25 protein-coding genes and 1 pseudogene are annotated in these 25,552 nt (G+C 59.5%); 16 read left to right on the forward strand and 10 right to left on the reverse strand.

The genetic code is table 11. The annotated features are described in order from the left end of the window. Nucleotides 1–20 precede the first annotated feature (20 nt). Both ACZ89E_RS04185 and ACZ89E_RS04190 read left to right on the forward strand, forming a co-directional pair. Complete coding sequence (locus ACZ89E_RS04185) at nucleotides 21–347, forward strand: hypothetical protein (RefSeq protein ID WP_372242351.1); 327 nt, start codon at nucleotides 21–23, stop codon at nucleotides 345–347. 60 nt (nucleotides 348–407) lie between these two features. Next, entirely contained in the window at nucleotides 408–791 is a 384-nt protein-coding gene (locus tag ACZ89E_RS04190; RefSeq protein ID WP_476254920.1) for a c-type cytochrome, read from the forward strand. 132 nt (nucleotides 792–923) lie between these two features. On the opposite strand, the gene ACZ89E_RS04195 is transcribed toward ACZ89E_RS04190, so the two are convergent. Continuing rightward, entirely contained in the window at nucleotides 924–1,586 is a 663-nt protein-coding gene (locus tag ACZ89E_RS04195; protein WP_476254921.1) for a glutathione S-transferase family protein, read from the reverse strand. A 159-nt stretch (nucleotides 1,587–1,745) separates the two neighbouring features. Here ACZ89E_RS04195 and ACZ89E_RS04200 point away from each other — a divergent pair, with 159 nt between their 5' ends. The 9 genes from ACZ89E_RS04200 to ACZ89E_RS04240 all read left to right on the forward strand — a co-directional run bounded on the left by ACZ89E_RS04200 (nucleotide 1,746) and on the right by ACZ89E_RS04240 (nucleotide 8,976). After that, nucleotides 1,746–2,147 (forward strand): DUF1801 domain-containing protein, encoded by a 402-nt coding sequence (locus tag ACZ89E_RS04200; protein WP_476254922.1) that lies wholly within the window; start codon nucleotides 1,746–1,748, stop codon nucleotides 2,145–2,147. Between the two features lie 134 nt (nucleotides 2,148–2,281). Further along, on the forward strand, nucleotides 2,282–3,700 hold the full coding sequence (locus tag ACZ89E_RS04205) for an iron-containing redox enzyme family protein (protein ID WP_476254923.1): 1,419 nt from the start codon (nucleotides 2,282–2,284) through the stop codon (nucleotides 3,698–3,700). Next, nucleotides 3,697–4,635: a methyltransferase gene (locus tag ACZ89E_RS04210; RefSeq protein ID WP_476254924.1), complete on the forward strand. Its 939-nt coding sequence runs from the start codon at nucleotides 3,697–3,699 to the stop codon at nucleotides 4,633–4,635. Before ACZ89E_RS04205 ends, ACZ89E_RS04210 begins: the two co-directional genes overlap by 4 nt. A 21-nt stretch (nucleotides 4,636–4,656) precedes the next feature. Then, a complete protein-coding gene (locus ACZ89E_RS04215; protein WP_476254925.1) occupies nucleotides 4,657–4,932 on the forward strand; it encodes a hypothetical protein in 276 nt (91 codons plus the stop codon). Nucleotides 4,933–5,037: 105 nt separating this feature from the next. Further along, nucleotides 5,038–6,036: a bile acid:sodium symporter family protein gene (locus tag ACZ89E_RS04220; RefSeq protein WP_149659776.1), complete on the forward strand. Its 999-nt coding sequence runs from the start codon at nucleotides 5,038–5,040 to the stop codon at nucleotides 6,034–6,036. A 122-nt stretch (nucleotides 6,037–6,158) separates the two neighbouring features. Continuing rightward, nucleotides 6,159–6,458 carry a hypothetical protein gene (locus tag ACZ89E_RS04225; protein ID WP_149659775.1) on the forward strand — a complete coding sequence of 100 codons (300 nt, stop codon included), beginning with the start codon at nucleotides 6,159–6,161 and terminating at the stop codon, nucleotides 6,456–6,458. A gap of 134 nt (nucleotides 6,459–6,592) precedes the next feature. Further along, nucleotides 6,593–7,192: a hypothetical protein gene (locus ACZ89E_RS04230; RefSeq protein ID WP_476254926.1), complete on the forward strand. Its 600-nt coding sequence runs from the start codon at nucleotides 6,593–6,595 to the stop codon at nucleotides 7,190–7,192. Between the two features lie 88 nt (nucleotides 7,193–7,280). Next, the gene (locus ACZ89E_RS04235) at nucleotides 7,281–8,681 is read left to right on the forward strand and encodes an XAC2610-related protein (protein ID WP_476254927.1); all 1,401 of its coding nucleotides are present in this window, start codon (nucleotides 7,281–7,283) and stop codon (nucleotides 8,679–8,681) included. 142 nt (nucleotides 8,682–8,823) lie between these two features. Continuing rightward, nucleotides 8,824–8,976, forward strand: a complete 153-nt coding sequence (locus tag ACZ89E_RS04240; protein ID WP_178129155.1) for a hypothetical protein — start codon at nucleotides 8,824–8,826, stop codon at nucleotides 8,974–8,976. A gap of 38 nt (nucleotides 8,977–9,014) precedes the next feature. Here ACZ89E_RS04240 and ACZ89E_RS04245 read toward each other — a convergent pair whose 3' ends face one another. Beyond that, on the reverse strand, nucleotides 9,015–9,266 hold the full coding sequence (locus tag ACZ89E_RS04245; protein ID WP_476254928.1) for a DUF6555 family protein: 252 nt from the start codon (nucleotides 9,264–9,266) through the stop codon (nucleotides 9,015–9,017). A 701-nt stretch (nucleotides 9,267–9,967) separates the two neighbouring features. Between ACZ89E_RS04245 and ACZ89E_RS04250 the strand changes: the two genes are divergently transcribed. Next, a complete protein-coding gene (locus tag ACZ89E_RS04250; RefSeq protein ID WP_149659770.1) occupies nucleotides 9,968–11,365 on the forward strand; it encodes an MFS transporter in 1,398 nt (465 codons plus the stop codon). Nucleotides 11,366–12,001: 636 nt separating this feature from the next. Here the strand turns inward: ACZ89E_RS04250 and ACZ89E_RS04255 are convergent. Continuing rightward, nucleotides 12,002–12,322 (reverse strand): isochorismate lyase, encoded by a 321-nt coding sequence (locus tag ACZ89E_RS04255; RefSeq protein ID WP_463257771.1) that lies wholly within the window; start codon nucleotides 12,320–12,322, stop codon nucleotides 12,002–12,004. A gap of 130 nt (nucleotides 12,323–12,452) precedes the next feature. Here ACZ89E_RS04255 and ACZ89E_RS04260 point away from each other — a divergent pair, with 130 nt between their 5' ends. Together ACZ89E_RS04260 and ACZ89E_RS04265 are read left to right on the forward strand one after the other, a co-directional pair. Then, on the forward strand, nucleotides 12,453–13,466 hold the full coding sequence (locus ACZ89E_RS04260; RefSeq protein WP_178129154.1) for a GlxA family transcriptional regulator: 1,014 nt from the start codon (nucleotides 12,453–12,455) through the stop codon (nucleotides 13,464–13,466). Between the two features lie 18 nt (nucleotides 13,467–13,484). Further along, nucleotides 13,485–13,880, forward strand: coding sequence for a RidA family protein (locus tag ACZ89E_RS04265; RefSeq protein WP_149659767.1), 396 nt, complete (start codon nucleotides 13,485–13,487; stop codon nucleotides 13,878–13,880). 126 nt (nucleotides 13,881–14,006) lie between these two features. On the opposite strand, the gene ACZ89E_RS04270 is transcribed toward ACZ89E_RS04265, so the two are convergent. From ACZ89E_RS04270 to ACZ89E_RS04295, 6 genes and pseudogenes are all read right to left on the reverse strand, one after another. Next, on the reverse strand, nucleotides 14,007–15,098 hold the full coding sequence (locus tag ACZ89E_RS04270; protein ID WP_463260627.1) for a methyl-accepting chemotaxis protein: 1,092 nt from the start codon (nucleotides 15,096–15,098) through the stop codon (nucleotides 14,007–14,009). Between the two features lie 201 nt (nucleotides 15,099–15,299). Then, nucleotides 15,300–15,572 (reverse strand): annotated as a pseudogene (locus ACZ89E_RS04275) (PAS domain-containing protein); the annotation flags it as partial. A 250-nt stretch (nucleotides 15,573–15,822) separates the two neighbouring features. Beyond that, entirely contained in the window at nucleotides 15,823–16,515 is a 693-nt protein-coding gene (locus tag ACZ89E_RS04280; protein WP_463257770.1) for an EcsC family protein, read from the reverse strand. A gap of 201 nt (nucleotides 16,516–16,716) precedes the next feature. Further along, on the reverse strand, nucleotides 16,717–17,388 hold the full coding sequence (locus ACZ89E_RS04285) for a hypothetical protein (protein ID WP_476254929.1): 672 nt from the start codon (nucleotides 17,386–17,388) through the stop codon (nucleotides 16,717–16,719). Nucleotides 17,389–17,521: 133 nt separating this feature from the next. Next, the gene (locus tag ACZ89E_RS04290) at nucleotides 17,522–17,818 is read right to left on the reverse strand and encodes a DUF3144 domain-containing protein (RefSeq protein WP_463257768.1); all 297 of its coding nucleotides are present in this window, start codon (nucleotides 17,816–17,818) and stop codon (nucleotides 17,522–17,524) included. A 60-nt stretch (nucleotides 17,819–17,878) separates the two neighbouring features. Beyond that, complete coding sequence (locus ACZ89E_RS04295) at nucleotides 17,879–20,359, reverse strand: hypothetical protein (protein WP_476254930.1); 2,481 nt, start codon at nucleotides 20,357–20,359, stop codon at nucleotides 17,879–17,881. Between the two features lie 273 nt (nucleotides 20,360–20,632). On the opposite strand from ACZ89E_RS04295, the gene ACZ89E_RS04300 reads away from it, so the two are divergent. Then, nucleotides 20,633–21,499, forward strand: coding sequence for a DNA/RNA non-specific endonuclease (locus ACZ89E_RS04300; RefSeq protein WP_476254931.1), 867 nt, complete (start codon nucleotides 20,633–20,635; stop codon nucleotides 21,497–21,499). A 12-nt stretch (nucleotides 21,500–21,511) separates the two neighbouring features. On the opposite strand, the gene ACZ89E_RS04305 is transcribed toward ACZ89E_RS04300, so the two are convergent. Continuing rightward, nucleotides 21,512–22,210 carry a tRNA (adenine(22)-N(1))-methyltransferase gene (locus ACZ89E_RS04305; RefSeq protein ID WP_306108895.1) on the reverse strand — a complete coding sequence of 233 codons (699 nt, stop codon included), beginning with the start codon at nucleotides 22,208–22,210 and terminating at the stop codon, nucleotides 21,512–21,514. A gap of 244 nt (nucleotides 22,211–22,454) precedes the next feature. Here ACZ89E_RS04305 and ACZ89E_RS04310 point away from each other — a divergent pair, with 244 nt between their 5' ends. Further along, nucleotides 22,455–25,358, forward strand: a complete 2,904-nt coding sequence (locus ACZ89E_RS04310) for a sensor domain-containing phosphodiesterase (RefSeq protein ID WP_476254932.1) — start codon at nucleotides 22,455–22,457, stop codon at nucleotides 25,356–25,358. Nucleotides 25,359–25,552 lie beyond the last annotated feature (194 nt).

A 25,552-nucleotide genomic window follows, 5' to 3' on the forward strand; every position in this document is an offset into this window, starting at 1 on the left:
CTTTCAGATGGTTAGGTGACATTCAATTGCGCAATCTAGTGATCTCGCTGGCCCTGGCGAGCGTTGCCGTCGCGGTCGAGGCCAAAGAGCTGAAGCCCAATGATCGGTACATGTGCAGCTGGGGCGCGGGGACGGCGGCCAGGGCTCAGGAGCTGAAACTGCAAGGTGTTTCGCTGTATGCCGCCCGCCAGAAGATCCAGGTCTACAAGTTCAACAAACCGTGGATGCACATGATGGCCATGGGCATTACCGAACAAACCTATGACAGCAAGTCGCGGTTCAAGCCGGAAGCGATCCGCAAGAGTTTTTATGAGGACTGCGTGCGCTACAAATTGGCGCGTAAATGATGCTTCGGTCCGGGCGCCGGTCGTGATGAAATAGCCGCTCGTTTTTTCGAGAGCCGCTATATGAACCAGGCTGGCGTACTGACTATCGCTTTATTGCTCACCACAGGATTGTTCGGCAACGGGGCTCACGCGGCCGGCGATGCCGAAGCGGGCGGGAAACTGTTCACCCGCACCTGCGGTGGCTGCCATCAAGTCGGCGAATCGGCGCGACCGGGTTTTGGTCCCGTGCTCAACGGTGTGATCGGCCGCACCGCTGGCAGCACCGGGGGCTATCAATATTCAGAGGCGATGAAATCCTCCGGTGTGGTCTGGACCCGCGAAACCCTGGCCAAGTACATCGAACACCCCAAAAGCGTGGTGGCCGGAACCCGGATGATCTTCTGGGGCATCAGCGATCAGGAAAAGATCGAAAACCTGCTGGCTTACCTCGAGACTTTTCAGTAGCACCCCAAAATTGTAGGAGCGAGGCTTGCCCGCGAAGGCGTCATAACATCCAACCGATAGGGTGACTGTTACATAGCTTTCGCGGGCAAGCCTCGCTCCTACAATTCGAATTGGTTTTGCGGTGCGGCGGCATCACCGGAACCGCAACGGTATCGCCTCCGCAAACGGATAAAACTGAAAATACGGCTTGGCTTCATCGATGACCCGCTGCACCGACGGCCTCTGCATCAACCGCTCAAAATAGGCGCTCAAGTGCCCGTAGTCATTGGGGAACGGCACCAGCGTACTGGCGTAGAACAACGCCGGGACCGCCGCGCAATCGGCCAGGCTGAACGCCTCGCTGGCGACCCAGATTCTCGACGCCATCCGCCGCTCCAACATCTGGTACGCCGTGGTCAGCAGGGCGCGTTCCTTGGTCAAATCGCCATGGGCGGCGAACAGGCGGTCAGCCACGATCCGTTGCATGGGCCCCTGCACATAGAGATCGAAAAACCGGTCCCACAAACGCGCCTCCAGTGCGGTCTCCCACTCCTGCGGAACCAGGCGATGCGGGCCGGGATAACACTGGTCCACGTACTCGATGATGATCGTGGATTCCGGCACATCCTGCTCGCGCGCGTGATCATGGATGACGGGGAACTTGCCGATCGGCCACAGCGCCTGAAGCTCCGCCCGGTCGGCCTCGTTGGTCAGGTCAACGATCCTCTTCTCGAACTCGACGCCATTTTCGTACAGTGCCGTCAGCACTTTGTGGCAGAACGACGAGAGCGGATGGTAGTAAAGAGTCAGCGGCATCTTTCGGTCCTCGATGAACGTGTGCAGCCCACGACGTTGCAATTATCGGCCGAGGTTGCGGGATGCGCGAGGCGACAGGCCCAGCGGTCGTGGCGCCTGGAGAAAAATCCTGCGTCGGCAATACTCAACAGTCGGCAACCCACACGAGCGAGGCCCACCATGAACCAGGAAACGGATGCAGAGGAACGCGGCGCGGCCTCTTCGCAAATCGACGGGATCATCACTGCGCTGGGTGATTGGCGGGGCAAGACCCTGGCGCAGGTCCGCGCGCTCATCCACAAGGCCGACCCCGACGTGATCGAGGAAGTGAAGTGGCGGGGCGTTCCGGTGTGGTCCCACGCCGGCATCATTTGCACCGGCGAGACGTACAAGTCCGTGGTGAAAATGACCTTCGCCAAGGGGGCGTCGCTGGAAGACCCTTCGGGCCTGTTCAACGCCAGCCTTGAAGGCAACACCCGGCGGGCCATCGATATTCGCAAGGGCGAAAAAATCAATGAAACCGCGTTGAAAGCGTTGATTCGCGAGGCGGTGAAGCTCAATACATCGAAACCGGTGAAGTGAGCAAAACAAGGGAGATATGGCCGTCCACCGGACAGCCGTGAAATTAAATGAATGTTCCGAAGCGAGGTGAATCGTAAGAATTAGAGCGGCGAAATGCCGGGATTCCTTGAGATTTGACACTGCCAGGTGGACCTATGACCTCCCTTCAGACCCTTACAGGAACGCCAATAGGTCATCCTGCGGTAGCCGACGGCGATCCGGCAAAAACCGTCTATGACGCCTTGATGCAACCGAGCGAAAAATTACGCCAGGTCGACGTTACCGATTTTCTGCAGCGAGAACTGGCCCGCGCCGACCAGGCAAACGGTGAGGTGCCGACCACGCCGGAGCAACTTGAAGGCTGGATCGAGCAGGGTGTGGCGAGGGTTGCCGAGCAGTATTCGGCGTACCTGCAAGAGCGGCATGCGGGCGGCCCCCGGCGATTTTTCAGCGGCCGCAGTCATGCGATGTTTTTCCTGCAGCATGTCGCGCCGACCAAACGGGTGGACGGCGCCTGGCTTTACGGGCTGTTGCCGCATTGGGCGGACTATCGGTTTCATGGGTTGATTCGCACGTACCTGGAAGAGTTGGGCGACGGCGACCCCGCGCTCAATCATGTGGCGCTGTATCAAAAACTGATCGCCGATGTGGACTGCGACCCCGGCTATTCGCTGGCGGATGATTATTACGTGCAGGGCGCTATCCAATTGGCGCTGGGGCAGCATGGCGCGGCGTTTCTGCCTGAAGTGATCGGCTACAACCTGGGCTATGAACAGTTGCCGTTGCACTTGCTGATCACCTCGTTCGAGTTGAATGAACTGGGCATTGATCCGCACTATTTCACCTTGCACGTGACCATCGACAACGCCAGCACCGGCCATGCGCGCAAGGCAGCCCAGAGCGTGCTGTCGCTGATGCCGATGGGGGCCGAGCGTGATGAGTTTTATCGGCGTGTCGTGCAAGGCTACAAGCTCAATGAACTGGGGATTGGCTCGACGGCGGTCATCCAGTCTTTCGACCTGAAGCAGGAAGTCATCGCCATGCTCGAACGCAAAAGATCGTTCGGCCAGCACATGCATTCCGACTACTGCCGTCTCGAAGGCCGGACCATCAATGAGTGGTTGGGCACGCCGGATCAGATCCCGGCTTTTCTTGAGGCCTTGCTGAAAAAAGGCTGGATCAAGCGCGATGAAGACCCCGCCAAAAGTCGCTTCTGGACCTTGATCGATGGCGCAGGCGCGCCGATGTTCGGGGTGTTTTCGGGCTATGAAAAACAGCTGCTTTGGGACTGGATTGCCGGCGAGCGGGTGGTCGAAGAAAGCGCGACCAACGCTTTTCGATTCCAGTTCAGAGGCAAGTCCTCCGGGGCACTGGAAGTCCCGACTTCGCTCGTGCAAACCGACCCGGACCTGCAAGGGTTGATCCGCGATCTCAAGCACTGTGCGCCCGGTGAAAAGATGTCGTTGCTCAAGGATTTCATGTGTCCCGCCATGCACGCGACACCGGCCGGGCTCTATGCCACCCGTGAGTTCGTCAAAGCGATGAGCGAGAACATCAAGGGGCTACCGGCATGAATGGACAGCAGGCAGTGTTGCAACTGGGCCATTGGTTGCGCGAAAGCAACTACAGGTTCGTGACGCCGACACCCGTCACTCATCAACGGGTCAACGAGCGGAAGGGCAACGCTATCGGCAAAACATTGCGTGATGCGTTTGGCTGGAACCGGCCCTTCGAGCCGGGCTTGCTGCCCTCGAACGTTGAGCAGGAGTTGATCGAAGCTGGGCTGCTGGAACGCGACCACCTGCGACTCAAAAGCACGGTCAGATGGTCGTCGCTGGATAACCTGTTGCTGGTGCATTCTGCCTTTCCGACCACCCAGGAAGATTCGGTGTTCTTCGGCCCCGATACCTATCGTTTTGCGCAAACGATCGAACGGCATTTGCGCTCAACCGTTGGCGACATCCAGCGCGCGGTCGACATCGGCTGCGGGACCGGCGCCGGCGCGATGCTCATCGCCCGGGCGTGTCCCCAGGCTGAAGTCCTGGCGGTCGATATCAATCCCAAGGCGCTCGACTTCACCCGGATCAACGCTGAATTGGCAGGCTTGAAGAACCTGGCCTGTCACGTCAGCAATGTGCTCAACGAGGTAGAAGGGCGCTTCGACCTGATCGTCGCCAACCCGCCGTACATGAAGGATTCCCGGCAACGTGCCTATCGACATGGCGGTGATGCATTAGGCGCCGACCTGTCCGTGCGGATCGTGCGCGAATCGATTGAGCGGTTGTCCATCGGCGGGTCGCTGGTGCTGTATACCGGCGTTGCCATTGTGGATGGCCAGGACCCGTTTCTCGCGTCAGTGCAAGCGACGCTGGACCGCCCGGCGCTGGACTGGCAGTACCGGGAACTCGACCCGGATGTGTTCGGCGAGGAATTGCTGGAGTCGGGTTACGAGCAGGTTGATCGAATTGCCGCCGTTGAGCTGATCGTCACGCGACGACTACCGGTGTAGTTCCTTCTGCAGGATACCGTCATGAAATCATTCAAAAACTTGCTGACCCTGGCTCAAGAACAGCGGCTCTACGCGCTGGATGCCTGGCACCGTGCACTCGACAACTGCACGCTGCGTATGGAATGTCCCGATGCCTACCATGAAGAGCTGCTGCGCCAGGCCGATGAAATGGATCGCCAAGGCATCGTGAATTGGGAGGAGTGGCGAGACTTGCGCGTCGAAGCGGATGCGGCGTATTTGCGGGCGGTGGCGGGCGGGGATTACCACCCTGGGCTGAGCCGGGTCCGATTAATGTAAGCATATATGTCCTTTTGCCGACATCTACTGGCTTGTTGGCGTTAGTCGGTCATGGGGCGGCGCGCTAGAGTGGCGACACTGTTCCTGGCGCCCGGATACCTGAAGATGACCCGTCCCCGTTTCTTGCCCGACAACTTCACCCTGACCCTGATCAGCGTGGTGATTCTCGCCAGTTTCCTGCCTGCCAGCGGCCAGGTCGCGGTCGGCTTTGGCTGGCTGACCAACCTTGCCATCGGCCTGCTGTTCTTCCTGCATGGCGCCAAACTCTCCCGCGAATCGATCATCGCCGGCGCCGGCCACTGGCGCCTGCATTTGCTGATCTTCAGCCTGACCTTTGTCCTGTTCCCCTTGATTGGTCTGGCGCTCAAACCGGTGCTGTCGCCGCTGATCGGCAAAGACCTGTACATGGGCATGCTCTACCTCTGCGCGCTGCCCGCCACCGTGCAATCGGCGATTGCCTTCACCTCGCTGGCGCGGGGTAACGTGCCGGCGGCGATTTGCAGTGCGGCGGCGTCCAGCCTGTTCGGGATCTTCCTTACGCCGCTGCTGGTGACGTTGCTGCTCAATGTGCACGGCGATGGCGGCTCGACCCTTGATGCAATCCTGAAAATCAGCGTGCAACTGTTGCTGCCATTCGTGGCTGGGCAGATCGCTCGTCGCTGGGTCGGCAACTGGGTGGCGCGCAACAAGAGTTGGCTGAAGTTCGTCGATCAGGGCTCGATCCTGCTGGTGGTCTACGGTGCGTTCAGCGAGGCGGTGAATGAAGGCATCTGGCACCAGATTCCGCTGTGGGAACTGGCCGGGCTGGTGGTCGCTTGCTGCATCGTCCTCGCGTTGGTACTGGTCGCAGCCACCGTGCTGGGCAAAGTCTTCGGCTTCAATCAGGAAGACCGCATCACCATTCTCTTCTGCGGTTCGAAGAAAAGCCTGGCGACCGGGGTGCCGATGGCCCAGGTGTTATTCGCGGGCAGCACCTTGGGTGTGCTGATTTTGCCGCTGATGCTGTTTCACCAGATTCAATTGATGGTGTGTGCAGTGTTGGCCCAGCGTTATGCCAATCGCCAGGAAACGGTCGCTGAAATGATGGGGCAGGTGGACCCTTGAGGGCTCGGCCTGTGATTGCTCAACGATGATTCATCAAGTTGCCGACAACCTGTTTCAATTTGTTGCTGCGTCCACTGTTTGTTGTTAGATTGCGCGCCTCAAAAATGAATCAGGGAAGAGTGATGTTTATTATTTGGCAAGGATGGGGCGTTCTTTCGATCATTATCCCGTTGGTCTGCATGATTCCTTTTGTAGGGCTCTTCGGCGGGTTCGGTCTGGGTTTCGGTCTGTTGGTGGGCGCGGCCGTCAACGCCTTCGTTGGCCACAAACTGAATAACCAGCCGGGCAAAACCTACATTGATCCAGCCACCGGTGGCGAAGTCGTCTTTCGCAAGAAAAACACGTTGTTCTTTGTGCCTATGCAATATGTGTCGGTGTTGTGGGCATTGATTGCTGTCTTCGCGCTGCTTAATGCGCACTAAGCGCACTGCGTAGAACTGATGCACGTGGCATCTACTTTCGAAGTAGGCGCCACGCAGTTATTTGGGAACGTCTGAAGTCGCCGCGTTATTTCTTTGATCACGGCCCTTACTTCAAAAAGGCAGGGTGCAATAACGTGGTTATCCCTTCGCTCAAGACCTCCATATCCCCTCGGCCAGCGACACTTTTACGTTCGTTGTGCGCCTTCATCGTAGTGTTTACCTGTACCCATCAAGCCTTGGCTGCGGACCTGCCGCCAGCCAGCGTCGACGTATTGGCATGGCCGCGCCTGTCTTCCAGCGCGTTTGGTTGCTACCTGGAGAAGACGCTGGGGCATCGTGACAAGCGCTTCAACTGCGCCTTGAAAGGCTACGAAAATCAGGGCGATCCGTGCACCAACGCTGCGGCCTACGCAGAAGGCCCCGAGTTTCCCGCACGCCTGGCTGCCCGGGTTCACCCGCTCGCGAAGGACGTGGAACTGAGCTGGGAGCATGGGGAGTTGCAACAGGTCACGCTCGTGCTCAAGGGCACGTTCAACGAGGTCGAGGTCCGAAGGGCGTTCAAGTTGCCGCGTGCCGAAGCCTATTCTTTATCCGAAGCGGAGCAGGGGGCCTTGCCGGAAAACATCATGGACACCAGTGTCCAGGCTGACCCCTCCAATGGGCTGACGTTGGTGATGTTGACTGGCTTCGATCACATGGGCGCAGGCGATGTCGATTGCAATGCCGATGAGTGAATCGCCGGTTCAAGGCTGGCCACTTTTTCGATAACCCCCCCGTTTGCCGCTACACGGCGGCCCCGAATTTACCGCAAGGAAGCGTTGTATGCGTTCGCTCGTCAGTGGTGTGCTCTTTTCCATGGTCCTGGCGGCCCCGGCCGTGGCCGAACCGCTGTCGTTTGCGGTCAACGATCCGACTGGGAAATACCTGGTCGACGTGCTGTTCCCCGAGCCGCCGAGCGAACCGCGTCAACTGATGCCAGCGCTCATCACCGTGCGCGACAAAAACACCCTCCAAACCCTGCAGCAATTGCAGACTCAGGCCGGCAATGTGCCCAGGGAACGCGACGGCAAAGCCGATCCCGAGTTGCTCGGCAATGGAGGCTTGTTGTACTTCGCCGACTTCGACTCCGATGGCCATCAGGATCTGGCGATTCGCAACGGCACCCATCCCGAAAAGGACTACGAGGCGCAGTTCGACATCTATCTGCAGGACCCGCAGCAACACCAGTGGGTCCTCAACCGTGCGCTGACCGACATGGCGAAAGGCGTCAGCGGCGGGATGTTCTCGGTCACTCCGCAGGACGGCATTCTGCATACGCAAACCGACCGGGGCTGCTGCTGGATGCGCTTTACGAAATGGAAAATGCACGACGGCGAGCTGGCGCAGCTTTCTACGTACACCCAGGAAGACGTGCCAGCGACCGAGTTTGGCGAAAACTCCAGCATGCCTGGTGGCTATATGCTGCGTACCACCGGCGAATGGAAGGACGGCCAGTGGCACGAACAACCGAGCCTGGAAGGACCGGTCAACGACGATCCACAGATGCTCGCCGGGACCCTCAATGGCAAGATCCCGGTAGAACTCTGGTACCAGCAGCAGGGCGAGGTGATCATCGGCGAAGTGCGCTACACCAAGGGCGGCAATGGCGAACCGATCAAACTGGTGGGGGTTCGGGAAGACTCCAGCGACACCCACTTCGGCCTTCTCGAATACACCGACGAGGGGCGTCAGACGGGCATCTGGCGCCTTACCCAGGAAAAGGTCAAACCCTACAACTACATCGGCACTTGGGTCAGCGGCGCCAAGGGGGACGACCGCGAACTGGCGATTCAGCTGCACTATGAACAGCGTGAACCGGAATACACCAAACTCAGCGAAGTCGAGCGCGACCAGCGCAGCGGCCATTACCAAATGCGCCGGGACTTCCTCGGGCGTGATGGCGACCTGGACTTGAACATCCTGCCCGACCGCGATGCCCAGGGCCGAGAAGTGGCGGAATTCACCGTGACCTTGAAAGACGCCGCAACCTTGAAGGACATCGCGACCGAGCATCACATCGTACCGATGGAAGCCGACAACCTGATCATCGTGCGCGAGCCGCAAGCGTCCAAATTACACGGCCCGTATCACCTCCAACTGGTGAAAAACTTTGCGGTGATCAACTACAACGCCGCGCCGGATTGCCAGGACATGCTGACGGGGATGTATCGCAAGCAGCCTTGAGCGAAAGCTCTGGCAGATCAATACAAGGATTGCTGCCTTCAAACGTGCCTTTGGTTGTTGTCGTTCCGTGGCGAGCGTCCGAAATACGCCTTGTAGGCGCGGCTGATGCTTGATGTGGATCAGCCACGGCAATGCGAACAGCATGGCCTGGAAGCTGCTGGCATCGAACCAGAACCGGCAGATCACGAGCGACGCAGGTCCCTGGGAAGCGGTGATGGTCAACGATGACGGATCGTGGGGCAGCAGCAGGGTGTCGCCCTGTTCTCTGCGAAAAGACAGCGTTCGGATCATCTGAACGGCAACCAGGTTGCCTGGACAGCGCCAGCGCCGGCCTCACGTCGATACCTGCGTCCAGTTCAACGTCGCCGATTCCTTCCACTTGACCTCGGTCAGTCCGTATTTTTCTGCCATGGGCTTGGACACGACCTTGAGCGGCGGCCGTCCGGGTTTCGGTATCGGCGCGATCCCCGCATCACAACTCGCCCAATGCCAGGCCTGGGCATTGCTCATGGTCTGCGCGCGGATGATGAAGGACTTCGTCTGTCCGTGAAGCTTGTATTCGATGATGTACAGTCCAGTCTTCATGAGGCCCCCTCCATATGCTCATAGATAAAGGAGTGGTGGCGTCAGAAAAAAATTCAAAGCATTTTCGGTCGTTGTTACTTATTGATTTCTGAAGGGAAGATTGCGGGTTTCAGGACGCGCTGGACGGTGTCCATGGCGCGAGAGTTCAATGGTAATGACCGGCGGACAGACCCTTCAGCCATGTGGAGCCTCGCGCCAATTCTCGATCCATTGATGAATATTGCAGGCTGTGAGTTCTGCTGACGTTGTCGTACAACGACATTTCCCCTTCCATCGGCCACTCGCCCATGACATTACCCTGCTGATCTCGCCTGCATCCATCGTATTCCTTGAAAATCGAATGGACTGTGTCATGACGAACGGCCATCTTTCAGATTGACAGCCGGGTATCGGCCTCGATATAAAAGGCACAGTTGTACGACGACAGACGATAGCTCGGCTGTTGAACCCTAAAAATAAAAAAGAGTGTCGACCCCATCATGAATCCAACCTGCGTTCTCGCCTCCCCGAATGCCGCTCCCCATGGTTCGATCCTGACTGTTTGCCTTAACGCAGCCGGTCCCTCCCAAACAACCGTCCCGCCCAACGCCTCATAGCAGTGCCCAGGTCCAACTCCAGCCGCCGGGCATGGAGAGCGTGCACCTGCACTCTCACAAGGTTGTCGAGAGTTCATCACCCTAATCCAATAATAAAGTGATGCCATGAATCTGAACGAGCCCATCAATGCGCAACGTGTCGGCCAAGCCGTAGGCAAATACCGCTGGACGATCTGCGCGCTGTTGTTCTTTGCGACTACCGTCAACTACCTCGACCGCCAGGTGCTCAGCCTGCTGGCGCCGGGCCTGTCGACGGAATTTGGCTGGAGTAATACCGATTACGCCAACATTGCGTCGGTGTTCCAGTTTGTCTATGCGATTTCCATGCTGTTCGCCGGTCGTGTGGTCGACAAGATCGGCACCAAAACCGCGTTTGTAGTGGCCATCGGCATCTGGTCGACGGGCGCGATCATGCATGCGTTTGCAGTACCGATGGGCGAGGGGATCGCGGCGGTGTGCAGCGCATTCGGCCTGGCGGTCATTCCGGTTTCGATTGCCGGTTTCATGCTGTCCCGGGCGGTGCTGGCGATTGGCGAGGCGGGAAACTTCCCGATCGCGATCAAGGCCACCGCCGAATATTTCCCGAAAAAAGAACGCTCGTTCGCCACCGGCATCTTCAACTCCGGTGCCAACGTCGGCGCGATCCTGGCACCCATCTGCGTGCCGTTGATTGCTGGCCTGTGGGGCTGGGAAGCGGCGTTTATCGTCATCGGTATGCTGGGCTTCGTTTGGGTGGCGGTGTGGATCACGCTGTACCAGAAACCGGAGCAGCAAAAACGCCTGTCGGCGGCGGAACTGGCTTACATCCGCAGCGATGAACCGGTGCAAGTGATTGCCACACCGGGTGAAGTGGTCAAGAAAGTCTCTTGGTTCAAGTTGCTGACCTACCGTCAGACCTGGGCGTTTGCCTTTGGCAAGTTCATGACCGATGGCGTGTGGTGGTTCTTCCTGTTCTGGCTGCCGACCTACCTGTCGGCGCAATACGGCATGAAAGGCCCGGACATCGTGGTCCCGCTGGCCGTGCTGTACAGCATGACCATGGTCGGCAGCATCGGCGGCGGCTGGTTCCCGAGCTACTTCATGGCGCGCGGCGACAAGCCGTACGACGGTCGCATGAAAGCCATGCTGGTGATCGCGCTGTTCCCGCTGGTGGTGTTGCTGGCGCAGCCGTTCGGCTACATCAGTTTCTGGGTGCCGGTGTTGCTGATCGGTGTTGGCGCCTCGGCGCACCAGGCGTGGTCGTGCAACATCTTCACCACCGTGTCCGACATGTTTCCGCAAAAAACCGTGGCCTCGGTGGTGGGAATCGGCGGCATGGCCGGCGGTTTGGGCGGTGTGGTGATGACCAAGATCGGCGGCTGGGTGTTCGACTACTACAAATCGATCAACGACATTCACACCGGTTACATGATCATGTTCGCCATCTGCGCACTGGCCTACCTGGTGGCGTGGAGCGTGATGAAAGCGCTGGTGCCGCAGCACAAGGAAATCACCGACCTGTAAACGCAATCTCGCCACCACCTGTAGGAGCAAAGCTTGCTCGCGATGGCGTCAGGTCTGACACACCGTGTCATCGTTTTTCGCGGGCAAGCCTCGCTCCTACAACGCAAATCTGGCCCGACACCTGTAGGAGCAAAGCTTGCTCGCGATGGCGTCGGACCTGACACACCGCGTCATCGTTTTTCGCGGGCAAGCCTTGCTCCTACGGGGAAGGCGTCAGGTCTGATACACCGCGTCATCGTTTTTCGCGAGCAAGCTTTGCTCCTACGGTGATGGCGTCAGGTCTGACACGCCGCGTCATCGTTCTTCGCGGGCAAGCCTCGCTCCTACAACGCAAATCAGGCCCGACACCTGTAGGAGCAAAGCTTGCTCGCGATGGCGTCGGACCTGACACACCGCGTCATCGTTCTTCGCGAGCAAGCTTTGCTCCTACGGTGATGGCGTCAGGTCTGACACACCGCGTCATCGTTCTTCGCGAGCAAGCTTTGCTCCTACGGTGATGGCGTCAGGTCTGACACACCGCGTCATCGTTCTTCGCGAGCAAGCTTTGCTCCTACGGGGAAGGCGTCAGGTCTGGCATACCGCGTTATCGTTCTTCGCGGGCAAGCCTCGTTCCTACAGGTGCTTTTGACGGCCGAATCATGTCTCCGATTGATGCGCCGCCCAATGCTTCATTTCTTCGGCAATGAAGTGGTGCACCAAATCGCTGTACATCTTTTCAATGGCATCCGGGCTCAGGCCTTCGGCAGCGGCCCATTCCCGACGTATTTCCAGCATGGCTTTGAATCGCTCCGGGGCACGTACGGAGGTCGCGGATGTCTTGAACTTCGACGCCGCCAGCACATAGTTGAAACGCCTGCCCAACAACTTGATAACGGCCTGATCGAGGGCATCGATTTCGCGTCGGATGTCCACCATGTCTGCACACTCGGCGGGCTGCATCTGATTGATAACGTCCATGTCGCCAACTCCTTTTATTGAACTGATCAGTCACATAATGACGAAGAGGGAAGGGCTTTTTATGCGGCTGGAGGTTAGCATGGCCTTTATCAACGCACCTGTTCGCTAATAACAACGAGTGACCCAGACCTTGATCGAACGACGCCAATTCAGCGGAGGCATGAAGGGGAAAAACCTTCGCTATCTGAATGAGCAACCCAGCGAGACCAGCCAATCGGTTCGCGCCGGTTTTTTGCTGCTCGAGCATTTCTCGCTACCCGCGTTTACCCAGGCGCTGGATACGATCATCACCGCGAATCTGCTGCGACCGAAGTTGTTCACTTCCCGCACATTCGGCTTGAACGAAGGCGAGGTCGTCAGCGATCTGGGCCTGGTTATTCGGCCCGATGCCCGGTTCGACGCTGCTGCGATTCAAGACCTGGACCTGCTGGTCATCTGCGGCGGCTATCGCACCGAACTCAAAGCCAACGATGAACTGATCCACTTGCTCAAAACCGCAGCCGACCATGACGTGATGCTGGCCGGATTGTGGAACGGTGCGTGGTTCCTCGGCGCCGCGGGTTTGCTCGACGGTTATCGCTGCGCCATCCACCCGGAACATCGCCCGGCATTGGCGGAAATTGCCAAGGCCGCGCAGGTCACCAGCGAGCCCTTTGTGATTGATCGCGACCGGCTCACCGCGTCCAGTCCTTCCGGCGCCTTCCACATGGCGCTGGACTGGATCAAAGGCTTGTACGACAAAGCTCTTGTCGAGGGTATCGAAGACATTCTGGCGTTCGAAGAGTCGCGCTACCGGCGGATCAAACCGACGGAAAACATCTGCGTGAGCGCGCCGTTGCGTGAGGTGGTGAAGCTGATGGATGCCAACCTCGAAGAGCCGTTGGAGCTGGAGCAACTGGCGGTGTACGCCGGCCGTTCCCGCCGCCAACTGGAGCGGCTGTTCAAGGAACAACTGGGCACCACGCCGCAACGCTATTACATGGAACTGCGCATCACCGAAGCGCGGCGTTTGCTGCAACACACCGAACTGTCCCAGGTCGACGTGCTGGTGGCCTGCGGTTTTGTGTCGCCGAGTCATTTCAGCAAATGCTACAGCTCGTACTTTGGCTACCGACCTTCCAAGGAAAAGCGGCTGGTCAAATAAACTACCGGAGACCCAGCAATGTCTGAGCGTGAAATCATCATTCCCGAGGCCATGCGCCCCATCGTCGAACGCGCGGGTTACGCCCCGGCGGTCAAGGTCGGCGACACGTTGTTCTGCGCCGGCCAAGTGGGGCGCACGCCTGACTTGCAAGTAATCGAGGATCCCGAGCAGCAGTTCATCAGCGCCTGGGAAAACCTCGCGCAAGTGCTGGAGGCGGGCGGGTGCACGTTTGAGGATGTGGTGGACATGACCACTTACCACGTGGACATGTCCAGGCATATGGCGGTGTTTCGGGACGTGAAAAATCGGATGTTCCCCAAAGGACACTGCGCCTGGACGTGCATCGGCGTCAGCGAGTTGGCCCATCCGGGGTTGTTGGTGGAGATCAAGTGCGTGGCGGTGCGGCGCAAATGAGCGAAGCATCGAGAGACTAATAGCCTGCCAAGGACGTCATGGCTTTAAGTTAAGGAAAGGGTACGGCGAACATAAAACCTGTGGCGAGGGAGCTCCCTCGCCACAATTCCAGTGTTGACCTAAAAACTACCGGTTAAACCGCTCAACCAGCGAATACTGGGTTTTAGCGGTCTGAGTCAGTTCCTTACTCAATTCAGCCGAATGCCTGGCCTGTTCCGACGTTTGATCCGCCAGCGTCGCGATGGTGGTGATGTTGCGGCTGATTTCCTCGGCCACCGCTGTTTGCTCTTCCGTCGCGGCGGCGATCTGGGTGGTCATGTCCGTGATGTTTGCCACGGCTTCACTGATACCGACCAGCGCCTTGTCGGCCTCCAGCACCCACGCCACGCCTTCTTCGGCCTGTCGGTGGCCGCTTTCCATGGTCTTCACCGCGTTGTTCGACGAAACCTGCAGCTTGGAAATCAGGCTATGGATCTGCGTCGTGGACTCTGTCGTGCGTTGTGCCAACTGACGCACTTCATCGGCGACGACAGCGAAGCCTCGACCCATGTCACCCGCACGTGCGGCTTCGATGGCGGCGTTCAACGCCAGCAGGTTGGTCTGGTCGGCGATGCCTTTGATCACGTCGACCACCGTGCCGATTTCATTGCTGTCCTTGGCCAGTTGCGCGACCGTCAGCCCGGTCTCACCGACCACCACCGAGAGGCGCTGAATGGCTTCGCGGGTATCACGGGCCACATCGCGGCCACGCCCGGTCAGCACATTGGCTTCCTGGGTGGCGTCGGCGGTGCGTTGTACATGGCTGGCGACTTCTTGTGTGGTGGCGGCCATTTGATTGACCGCTGTCGACACCTGTTCGGTCTCGACGCGTTGGCGGTCCAGCCCACGAGCGCTGTCGGCGGCCAGGCCATCGGATCGGCCGGCGAGGCTGGTCAGTTGCTCAGCGGTATCTTGCAGCCGGGTGAGGCAGGTCTTGAGCCGCGATGCCTGGCTGACAAATGCCGTTTCGAGGCGTGCCTGAGGGCCGCGTTCATCGCTGTACATTTTGGCCAGCACCGCATCGGAGGTGGAGGCTTCAGCCATCGCCAGCAGATGCAACGCCCCACGATTTTGGCGACTCGACACCCAGAGCCCGAGCGGCACTGAAACCCCGACCGCGAGGATGATCGCCTCCGTCATGCCGAGGTACACGCCACCCAGCGCACCCACCAGGCCCATGGTCACCACCGGAAGCCAGGCGAATACGGCAGGCTGCCATTGATCACTGGCCGGGACGGCGGACTTGCCGAGGTTGATCCGTTTGTAGAGCGCTTCGGCGCGACGGATCTGTTCGGCGGTTGGCTTGACCCGGACCGACTCATAACCCACGACCTGGCTGCCTTCGAAAACCGGCGTGACGTAGGCGTTGACCCAGTAGTGGTCGCCGTTTTTCGAGCGATTCTTGACGATGCCCATCCACGGCTTGCCCTGCTTCAGCGCGCCCCACATATGGGCAAAGATCGCCGACGGTACATCGGGGTGACGCACGATGTTTTGCGGGGCGCCGATCAGGTCTGTCTTGTTGAAACCGCTGATCTCGACGAAGGCGTCATTGCAGTACGTGATGACGCCTCGTGCATCCGTGGTGGAGATGAGTTTTTGTTGAGGTCCAAGGGCAACCTCGCGCTGCGTAACTGGTTGATTGTTTCTCATCTGTATTGCTCCAATGCCCTAAGTTAGAGGCATCGGCTGCAATCAGTGAAAGGTTAGCGAGTATTCTGAAAAGGAGCTGCTGCGCGTCGGAAAGCCGGATTATGCGGTATAGAAAGCCAGCTTGCCTCGCACAGGTCGCCAAGCATTTTCCGCGATGGTGATAGTGGCACCTGCAATCCCGGGCGAGCCGACCGCAGGCTTCGGTTGCGTAGCGGTCGTTCGCTTTTCTTTGCAACAACTGGAAGTGGTCTTAAGTTACTGAATCCGTCGGTTGGGTTTTTTCAGCGGTATCCAGCAAAAAAGTTTCGCGAGCGGCGCTACCAACATATTTCGTCAAAGCATAATTGGCGCTCCCCCCAATAATAATGCCAACCCCGAACGGGATAGCTTTGGCGACGGCCTTTTGGGTAAAGGTGATGCCTATTTTTTTGAAAAACTCTTTGATTGCAACGAGTGTTGCGCCAGCGAGGTATTGGTTCACCATGCGCACACCGGCCTTACTGGCGATCTTTGTGGCACCGGCTGAGCCCATTTGCTCAAGAGAACCGTACAAGGCGATGATGTAAGACATGTGCTTCGCATCTTCATTGGACATCCCGTCATTGATGGCAATGCCCAGGCACATCGTCATGTCGATTTGCAGTTTCATGCAGACTGAAACGTCCACCAACCCGCCTCCAATCATGCTGACCGCTGTTCCTATGCCTGGAATGGCACCGGGAATTGCGGTGGCAGCGCCGGACGTCGCGGCCAGTTTGGAATATCGGCTGATGATCTTATCGGTTACAAGTTTCTGGATTTTTTCGTCTGTGGCTTCAGGCAACGATTTGCGTGCCTGGGCTCTATATTGTTCCACCACTACGCGAGCATCCTGAGGCGTGATAGCAATTGCCTCGACCATCTTCATCAGCGATGAGCCGGTGTCTTCTTTCTCTGCCGTCATGTAAAACTTCCTTCCCTAGTGAAAGCGCAGTATATCCGCAACTTAAAGGTTCGCCTCGACACGGGAACACTCCATGGGCTGTCCGGGGCTGGTCTTGATTGTCGCGGGAAGCACCCAAGCGTAAAAAACCCGCACAGGGCGGGCTTTTATTGAGGTCGTCCGGGCTATCGGTCAGACCACTCGATTCGCTGATTGAGTGGATTAACCAGCCTTGGCGGGAGACGGCGTCGATGGAGGCATTGCCTCAGGTTGAGGATCTGCTGCTATCGGCGCGACGCCTTTTTTTCCAAGCGGCTCTATCGTCAAGTAGCAAGTGTAGGTCTGCACCTTCTCCTCCAGATTCCACACGCATGGCTCATTATTTTGCCCTACAACCTTGTAACCAGCTGCCTCGAAACCGTGGCCGATTTTAGGGTCATGCGGACCGGCTTCCCAAGGCTTGAAGACGCTTACGCCTATGACCGTCAGCACAATCCCGCTGATCGCGATGAGTATCTGTGCGCGCTGGCTCGTGAGCACTAACCCAAAACAGATCAGCATCAGGCTTCCGGCGGCGAAGGAGTAAGCCAGTGCTATTTCCCAGCCAAACTTATAATTCAGAAATACGGCAAAACATACGGCCGATAGCGTAACGACGTACAGCGCACTTTTAACCCATGGGGTAACCGCGTTAACGAACTTGTCCTCTTTGGAAACAAGCAACGTTGGCGATTCGGATGCGCCAGGTGCTGGCGTGGGTTGCTCAGGGAGTGCTGATTCTGCGGGCGGTTCAGGTGGCATCTGCTGAGCGTGCTGATCTGCTTGCGCGGGCGTTGCAATCGGAACTGCCACGGCGTCACCTGCATTCTGCAGAGGGGGGGTGTTGTCGTTCATGATGATCCTTATCAGGGGAAGGAGCCCAGTAGATCCGGGTCCACGGCCGATGATACCGCACTCCAAACGCGGGCCTCATTACGCCAGGAAAAAGGGAAGCTCCATTTTCTGAAAAAAAATGAAGGCAGATCAATCAAACGTCCGTCGTACCCATGTATTGCGTGAAGTTGTTGATGTGGTCGTCGAGATTATCCTCGAGCATCATTCGGTATTGCTCACAGAAGTAGCTCAACATCGCCTCGCGAGCCTGAGCCATCTCAGCGCCGGATTTGAAGCCGCGAGCGCTCACCCAGGCATTGAATCGGGTCGTGCCGAACATCATCGATGCACTGACCTTGCCAAGGTTTTCGAAGGCCTTGAGCTGCTCGTTTGATAAGTGGATATGTGCGTCGGCACGGTCATAGAACGAATCGTCAGTAGTTTCTGGCATTGCTTGATACCTTTTGATCATTTTTAGAGAAAAGGGGGGCGGCCCCTTCGATGAATCTGACTAGCGCCAATCACTCAACGCCGACGCACCCAAGGCACGCCACGCGTCAGCCTCCGCCAGTTGATCTTCTGTCAGCCACAGCCCCTCGTACGGGCACAGGGCTTCGGCGGGGAGTGCCAGCAGATCGCTCAGCTTCATCACGTTGATCGAGCCTCGGTCTTTGTCATTCTCGGCTTCCCAGTCGCGCTGGAATAGCCGCACCTTCAAGACCTCCGCTTTAAAACTTTCAAACTGCGGACGGTTGTGCAACCGCTGTGTCGATTGCCTCAGGGTTCGCGCCTGGACATCCAGCAGCAGAACCTGCCATGCCAATCGGCCGTCGTGGTCATCGTCGGCGTCGGTATGCAGACGGGTAAGGGCCAGATAACGGGCGTCTTCGGACCAGATCATCGAGGGCGCGAGATGGCTGATGGCGCAACCGGAGGCCGTCAGCAAATGCCCGCCCAGGCGTGGGCTCTGGACGCGCAGCCAGCTGTCGGCGTATTCGGTTTCACAGCCGAACAGCCAGGCGGCATCCTTGTCCGTCGGTGCGGGCTGGATGAAGTTGCCATCGGCGGTGGCAGACTGTGGCTGATTGACCAGACGCCAGTCGGGGAGGGCGGTCAGGCCTTGCGGGGTGACATTCAGCTCGCACCACTCATAGTAAAGTCGCGAGTCCGGTCGATGCTCACAGAAGGCCGCGCCATCGTCCGCTGCGGGGGCTGCTTGGTCAAAGCGCTGCAACGGTGTGCCTTGCCGATCCTGATCGAGGCGACCGCGAATCACCGCCACGCTGAGTGTCGGTCCACGGAAATCCAACACCCGGGCGACCATCAGCGCGGGGCTGTTCAGCAACCGGCGTTCCTGGGCGTCGGCCACCACCACATGACCGGCAGTGGCGGGTGGCTGGGTGAACGGGATCAAGGCGATGTAGCGTCCGGTGTCGCACACCCGATGATCGAGTTGCCAAACCCCCGGCAAATCCCAGTCGCCAATCCGACAGCCATAGCCGCCGAGGCCCAGGCCGTTGTCTTGCTGCCAACTGAATTGAGCGCGGGTTTTACCGCTCAAGGGCGCGGACTCGACCTTCGTCGCGCCACGCTGTCCATCACCCGCCAGCGGCACAGCTAACTGCACGCGAGTCAGTTGTCGCTCCGCGACTTGCATCCGGCCGTTCGGCGCGTGGCCCACCTGCGTCTCACAGTCGCTGTGAATGCTGTACAAGCCGTAACCATAACGACCGTGATCAGGCTGCGGGTAGTCGAAGTAGGACGACAACCGCAGGCAGTGGTCGTCCAGTTCCAGCGGCTCGCTCCAGCCCAGGGAGGGTTCGTTGTCAGCGGGTATCCACGGGCAGGGCAGTGCTTGCCAGCCTCGGTCCACGTGCCAGAGCCAGTAATCGAGGGCTTGCTCGGCACCCATCCGTGCCCGGCACGCGAACGAGCGACTATCGGCATGCCAGATGATGGCGGTGTCGGCCGTGATCAGCAGCGACGTGAGCTCGCCGTTGAGGCTCACGCGGTATTGCGGGTACCTCAGCGGGTCGCAGGGTTGCGGCAAGTCGCGCAGACTGGCGGGCACGGCCGCACTCGCGTCCAGACGGTGCTGGCCATCGGGGGATGTATGGTGGAGCGTTTCGCGCGCCAGGTTGTGTTGCCAGGTTCCCGGTTCTAGCCAGAGGTCGGCCACCGGCACCAGGCTGATCCGCTCAGCCGTGGCCAGCAGTTGCTCCAGGCTGATCGCCCGCCCGCCGTTGTCGACCAAAGGGCTGTAACGCCCAGTCAGGGTGCCGTCGTTAAAGGCATCCAGTTCCCAGAATTCATCGCAGGCACATTGGTAGAGCACACGCTCCTGCCGATCCAGAATCACTAAACCCCAAGCCTGGCGCGAGGGCAAAGGCGCGGCGAAGTAACGCCCGTCGTTGGAAAAACGCGCCGACGACCCAAGACTCTGGAGCAGCACGCCATCGGGGAACAGGTAATCGCACAGGACGGGGCCGCCCATGGCGATTTCGCTGTAGTTGAACACGCGGATGGGTTCGCCCTCGGGTGTCTGTTGGGGCTCGCCGCCGCCCCAGGCACTGGCGCCGCCGCAAGACTGGCCCGACGCCAGGGGTGTCGACCTGGCCTTCGCCTTTGTCGGCTCGGCAAAGCCCAAACGTCGCTCCAGATGACTGACGCAGGCCAGCCCGGCAAACATCACCACGGCGGCCCCCGCGATGTCCCAGTACGCTGGCAACGCCCGGCCCAGGTTAAAGCCCAGGCCGATGGCGGCGGAGGTCATGAACCGGGCAAGCCCTCGGCCGGCGCGTAGCCAACCCGCCCACGACGCCAGCCACATCAGGGCCGCACACGCCAGCACGACACCGAGGGCCCACAACAACGGGATGACTGTCACGAGGAAAATCGGGATCAGCAGCACGGCGAGTTGCCACAGCAGATCGAGCAATAATCGCGGCAGGCTTTTTTCGTCAGCAGATTGTTCGCAAGAGTGGGGCACCATTACCTCGATAACAGATGGGCGATTTCAAAGGGCTACTGGGTGTCGTTAGGACGATGGAACGCGCAGATAGAATGTAAAAGTGCCCAGCACTAAAGTGATTTATCACGGTCCATAAACCCCCACGACCGTCAGTGGTCATACTGCGCATCGGTATTTTGATCAAGGAAAGTGAACGCATGCTCGCCGCACGATAATCCGCCACCGCCGCCACCTGGTTCCGTCAACGGAACTCGCCTTGTGTTTGTCCCTCAATCCCATTCGAAGAATTAAAGCATGCACCTACGCAAAATTGCAGTTGGGCTGTCGGCCCTTGTTTTGCTCTCCACCGGCGCCGAAGCGCGCAGTCTGCTGGATCTGCTCAAGCCGCAAACCCAGCATCAAACGTCGCACTCGGGCTCGATCAACCAGAACGCCGCCCTGGACCTCTATTCGAACAAACAGAAACAGCCCTCGTTTGACGGTTGCGCAGACCTGTTCCCGGCCGCGAAACCGATCAGCACCGCCACCGTGCCTGCCACCATGAAACCGATGGCCCTGTGTTCCGACAACTTCGCGGTGCTGTACTCGCAAACCAGCCGCACGCCGCTGTTAGTGGTCGAACGCCTGAATGCCGCCCAGTTACGGGACGCCAAAGGCGAGGAACGCACCAATCAGTTTTACCCGGACCCACGCATTCCCAAGAGTGGGCGCGCCGAGTTGAGCGACTACCGCAGCCAGCATCCGGCTGTGGACCGTGGGCATCAATCTCCGGCCGCCGATGCACCGAGTCCGAATGCCATGGCCCAGTCCTTCGCGTTGTCGAACATGGTGCCACAGGACCCCACCAACAACCGGAAGATCTGGAGCAAGGTCGAGGCGGATGTGCGCAAGTTTGCCAAGCGCGCCGATGGCAATGTGTTCGTCTTCACCGGCCCGCTGTTTGACGACGGCCACGGCACCATCGGCGCCAACAAGGTCTGGGTGCCGACGCGCCTGTTCAAGCTGGTATACGACACCTCGTCCCAGCGGGCCTGGGCCTACGTGCTGCCCAACGCTGAAACCCGCATCCAGAAACCGATGGACTACGACACCTTCGTGAAAAGCACCGGGCTCAAATTGCTCGGGAATCTACCGGTGAGCGGTTCCGTCGGGCGCTCTTGATCGCCTGATGCACTACGCCCCGAGCAGCTCGGTGATCCACCGGGCCTGCCGGGCGATCTCTTGCAGTTTCTCCTCGGGCACGGCCTGCCGCGCCCGGGCGAAGTTGTCCAGGGTCTTATGCTTCTCTCGCAGTATGCGCTGCCACTTGGCCAGGAACGCCGGGCTGCGCGCCTGCATTTGCAGCGGTCCGAAGTACAGCTGCTCGTCGCTGTACATCACCGGCCCGGCGCGCTCGGCGACGATGATTTCGTAGTAGAAGCGGTTCTCCCGCAGCAACTCCTCGCAGAAGATGCGGTAGCCGTTGTCCATCAGCCATTGGCGCAGCGGCTGCTCGCCGCCGTTGGGTTGCAGGATCAGGCGCTCCTGGCCGTTCAGGCGCGCCTTGCCGTGGTCGAGGATGTCGCGGATCGTCTCGCCGCCCATGCCGCAGATGCTGACCGCCGTGATCCCGTCTTCCGGCTCGATGGCCGCCAGGCCACTGGCCAGGCGCACGCTGATCTGTTGTTCCAGGCCGCTCTCGCGCACCGTGCGTTCGGCCGAGCGGAACGGCGTCAATGCCACCTCGCCAGCCACCGCCGCCACGATGGCGCCACGGCGCATCAACGCCACTGGCAGGTAGCCATGATCCGAGCCGATGTCGGCCAGGCGCGCACCGGCGGGCACATGTGCCGCCACGCGCTCCAGGCGCATGGACAATGTCTGTTCGTTCAACTGCAACCCCTTTTCACCACGAACGCCCGGCACCTTTGGCCGGATCGGGGCGCGACTCTGGCGAGCAACGCCGTGCATGTCAAATCCCAGCGACCGCTACTTGGGCTTGAGGCCGTGCCTTGGTTGGCACTAAAGCGATAAAGCTATTGAAAAAAACGGCCATAAGCTTTAAACGGGAAGATCACTGGCGCAGTGCTAGCAAACAATAATTAAGTATCGCCAGTTTCTGGCTCAGGGAACGCTGATGAGTTTTCGCCCATTGACTGACTTCCCAGCGCAATCGAACGATTGCGGCGTTATCGCATCCCAACTGAAAGGGAATCTGGAAACAGTCGGCATGGCTTACGCTGGCAACAGGGACACCATCGAACACTTGCTGGACTCGGCGCGCAACTGGGCCCACACCACCGCGTGGGTGGTCTATCGCGCCGGTGAACAACTGCATCTGGTCGGGCAGGGCGATCCGCAGGTGCAGTGGCCGTCCAGCGTGGCCAATGACGAGTTCGAAGCCTTTTGCCGGAGTCGGCAGTTGCACCGCTGGCCGACCGGTCGCGGCGAAAGTGAGCTCGGTTGGCTACTCGCACCCATCAGCGATGCCGCGCAACCAGCGCTCGCCGAGTTTGCCCTGCGCCTGGGCATTCAGGTGCAGACCGACACCCTGGCCCGTGCGCAGATTACCCAACGCGTGCTGTATGAAATCACCTACCTGGCCAGTTCGACCCGCGACCGCGCCGTGTTCCTGGTGGGGGTTCACCAGTTGCTGGCCAGCCTGATCGACGCCGAGAACTTCTATCTCGCGCTGTATGACCCGCACACCGGCAAGATGGAATACCCGTACTACGTCGACATCATCGATGTCGAAGCCCTGGAATCCGAGAACTACGAATACCTTGACCCCGCGCACTTGTCGCTGACCGCCCAGGTGTTGACCTCGGGGCAGCCGTTGCTGATCGACGCCGCCGGCATTCACGCGGCGGCGGCCGAAGGTCGCTTCTACTGCGTGGGCGACTGTCCGGAGTTCTGGATGGGCGCGCCGTTGAAAAACGCCTCGGACGACGTGTTTGGCATGCTGGCGATGCAGGTCTACGACGTGTCCCGAATCTACAGCGCTGAAGACCGCGCGCTGTTCCTGGTGGTGGCCCGCCACGTGGCCATGGCGCTGGACCGGATCCTGCACCGCGCCGATCTGGAAGAAACGGTAATGCGGCGTACCCTGGAGCTCTCGGAGCTCAACGACGCCTTGCGCCAGGAAGTGGCCGACCGCGAGCGCGCCGAACATCTGCAGAGCGCGCTGTTCCAGATCGCCGAACTGTCGAGCCAGCCCGGTGACATGGCCGAGCTGTTCCAAACCTTGCATGGCATCGTCGGTGATTTGCTGTTCGCGCAGAACTTCTACATCGCGCTGTTCGACGACGGCACCAGTGAAGTGACCTTCCCGTATTACGTCGATGAGCGCCAGACGGTTCGCCCGGAAGCTCGGCGCGGGAGTCGGGGCTTGACCGAGTACGTCATTCGTCAGCGCCGGGCATGCCTGATTGACGTCGACGAAGCCGAACGATTGACCGCAGAAGGCGAAATCGAAGTCGCCGATGTGTATTACCAAGCCTATTCCTGGCTGGGCATTCCGCTGTTCGATGGCGATGTGGTGCGCGGCGTGCTGGCAGTACAAAGCTACACCTCGAACGTGCGCTATACCTTGCGGGACCAGGAACTGCTGACGTTCGTGTCGCGGCACATCGACACTGCGTTGTCGCGCCGCACCGCCGCCGAGGCGATCCATGCCGCCAACCTCAAGCTCGAAGCCCGGGTACAGAACCGCACACGTGAACTCGATCACGCCAATGCCAAGCTGCAACACGAAAACTCCCACGATGCGCTGACCGGGCTGCCGAATCGCACCTACCTGCAACAGCGCCTCAACCTGGCCTGGTCGCAATTCGGCAGCGACGGCGGGCATCTGGCGGTGATGTTCATCGACCTCGACCGTTTCAAAATGGTCAACGACAGCCTCGGCCACCATTTTGGCGACCTGCTGCTGATGCAGGCCGCCCAGCGTCTGCGCGGTTGCCTGCGCGACACCGACATGCTCGCGCGCCTGGGCGGCGATGAGTTTTCCGTACTCGCGCCCGAAGCGCCGCTGGAGGTGGTGATCGACATCGCCGAACGGATCCTGGTGGCGTTCGACCTGCCGTTTGTGATTAATGGCCATCAGGTTTTTTCGTCCTGCAGCATCGGCATTGTCAGCGCCGACAGCCAGTTCCATCACGAACCCGCCGATTTGCTGCGCGATGCCGATGCGGCGATGTACCGGGTCAAAAGTGCCGGGCGCGACAGCTACGCGGTGTTCAACCAGGAAGTGCGCCGGGAAGTCTCGGACCAGGTCGAACGCGAAGGCGCGCTGCGCAATGCGCTCAAACGTACCGACGAACTGCTGCCGTATTTCCAGCCGATTGTCAGCGTCGACACCGGTGAACTGGTGGCCCTCGAAGCGCTGATCCGCTGGCATCAACCGGGTGGCCGAGTGATCGCGCCGGGCGAGTTTCTGCCGGATGTCGAGGGCCTGCGCCTGATCGGTCGCCTGGACCTGTACATGCTCACCAGCGTCGCTCTGATCCTTGCCCAACCCCAACACGCGAATTGGCCGCCAGTGCACGTCAACTGCTCCAGCTACAGCATGACCCGCCCGGACTTCGCCAGTGACGTGCTGGCCCTGTTGGCGCGGCACGGGGTCGCGCCGTCGCGGATCTGCCTGGAACTGACCGAAGGCGCGCTGGTGGCCGAACCGGCGATTGCCCGCCTGACCATGCAGCAGTTGGCCGACAACGGCATGTCGGTGGTGCTGGATGACTTCGGTGCCGGTTTTTCGTCCCTGAGCTACGTGCATCAATACCGTTTCAGCGGCTTGAAAATCGACAAGTCGTTCATCCTCGAACTGACCGCCAGCCCCCGCAGCCGCGCAATCGTGCGGGCGATCGTGCGCATGGCCGAATCGCTGGACTTGAGCGTGGTGGCGGAAGGGGTCGAGGATCAAGCGACCCTGGACCTGCTGCGCGAAATGGGCGCGGGGCAGGCCCAGGGTTATTACTTTGCCAAACCGATGGGGTTGAAGGCGTTGTTGGCGAGTGAGCTGATCGGTTGTCAGGGCTGACGAGCGATCGCCCCGTCAGTCGATGCGTGGGTGCTGTTGCACTAGGTTTTTGCGCTTGGCTTCCGGTGCGGACGACACGGTGGAAAACCTGGTGGTGCGTGCCGATGATGCGGACTATCAAGCCAAGCGAAATGGTCGCAATCAAGTCGTGTGATTGCTTCCACATGGCTACTTCGTCCGCAGTAAGGGAACTA

Source organism: Pseudomonas sp. TE3899 (assembly GCF_056279105.1).

Excerpts from the sequence above, each read along its gene's own strand:
- ACZ89E_RS04245 (WP_476254928.1), bottom strand. The coding sequence starts at position 9,266 with ATGAAGACTGGACTGTACATCATCGAATACAAGCTTCACGGACAGACG.
- ACZ89E_RS04215 (WP_476254925.1), top strand. The coding sequence starts at position 4,657 with ATGAAATCATTCAAAAACTTGCTGACCCTGGCTCAAGAACAGCGGCTC.
- ACZ89E_RS04250 (WP_149659770.1), top strand. The coding sequence starts at position 9,968 with ATGAATCTGAACGAGCCCATCAATGCGCAACGTGTCGGCCAAGCCGTA.
- ACZ89E_RS04265 (WP_149659767.1), top strand. The coding sequence starts at position 13,485 with ATGTCTGAGCGTGAAATCATCATTCCCGAGGCCATGCGCCCCATCGTC.
- ACZ89E_RS04195 (WP_476254921.1), bottom strand. The coding sequence starts at position 1,586 with ATGCCGCTGACTCTTTACTACCATCCGCTCTCGTCGTTCTGCCACAAA.
- ACZ89E_RS04220 (WP_149659776.1), top strand. The coding sequence starts at position 5,038 with ATGACCCGTCCCCGTTTCTTGCCCGACAACTTCACCCTGACCCTGATC.
- ACZ89E_RS04255 (WP_463257771.1), bottom strand. The coding sequence starts at position 12,322 with ATGGACGTTATCAATCAGATGCAGCCCGCCGAGTGTGCAGACATGGTG.
- ACZ89E_RS04270 (WP_463260627.1), bottom strand. The coding sequence starts at position 15,098 with ATGGGCCTGGTGGGTGCGCTGGGTGGCGTGTACCTCGGCATGACGGAG.
- ACZ89E_RS04300 (WP_476254931.1), top strand. The coding sequence starts at position 20,633 with ATGCACCTACGCAAAATTGCAGTTGGGCTGTCGGCCCTTGTTTTGCTC.
- ACZ89E_RS04310 (WP_476254932.1), top strand. The coding sequence starts at position 22,455 with ATGAGTTTTCGCCCATTGACTGACTTCCCAGCGCAATCGAACGATTGC.
- ACZ89E_RS04205 (WP_476254923.1), top strand. The coding sequence starts at position 2,282 with ATGACCTCCCTTCAGACCCTTACAGGAACGCCAATAGGTCATCCTGCG.
- ACZ89E_RS04280 (WP_463257770.1), bottom strand. The coding sequence starts at position 16,515 with ATGACGGCAGAGAAAGAAGACACCGGCTCATCGCTGATGAAGATGGTC.
- ACZ89E_RS04240 (WP_178129155.1), top strand. The coding sequence starts at position 8,824 with ATGGCCTGGAAGCTGCTGGCATCGAACCAGAACCGGCAGATCACGAGC.
- ACZ89E_RS04285 (WP_476254929.1), bottom strand. The coding sequence starts at position 17,388 with ATGAACGACAACACCCCCCCTCTGCAGAATGCAGGTGACGCCGTGGCA.
- ACZ89E_RS04190 (WP_476254920.1), top strand. The coding sequence starts at position 408 with ATGAACCAGGCTGGCGTACTGACTATCGCTTTATTGCTCACCACAGGA.
- ACZ89E_RS04225 (WP_149659775.1), top strand. The coding sequence starts at position 6,159 with ATGTTTATTATTTGGCAAGGATGGGGCGTTCTTTCGATCATTATCCCG.
- ACZ89E_RS04290 (WP_463257768.1), bottom strand. The coding sequence starts at position 17,818 with ATGCCAGAAACTACTGACGATTCGTTCTATGACCGTGCCGACGCACAT.
- ACZ89E_RS04200 (WP_476254922.1), top strand. The coding sequence starts at position 1,746 with ATGAACCAGGAAACGGATGCAGAGGAACGCGGCGCGGCCTCTTCGCAA.
- ACZ89E_RS04235 (WP_476254927.1), top strand. The coding sequence starts at position 7,281 with ATGCGTTCGCTCGTCAGTGGTGTGCTCTTTTCCATGGTCCTGGCGGCC.
- ACZ89E_RS04210 (WP_476254924.1), top strand. The coding sequence starts at position 3,697 with ATGAATGGACAGCAGGCAGTGTTGCAACTGGGCCATTGGTTGCGCGAA.
- ACZ89E_RS04295 (WP_476254930.1), bottom strand. The coding sequence starts at position 20,359 with ATGGTGCCCCACTCTTGCGAACAATCTGCTGACGAAAAAAGCCTGCCG.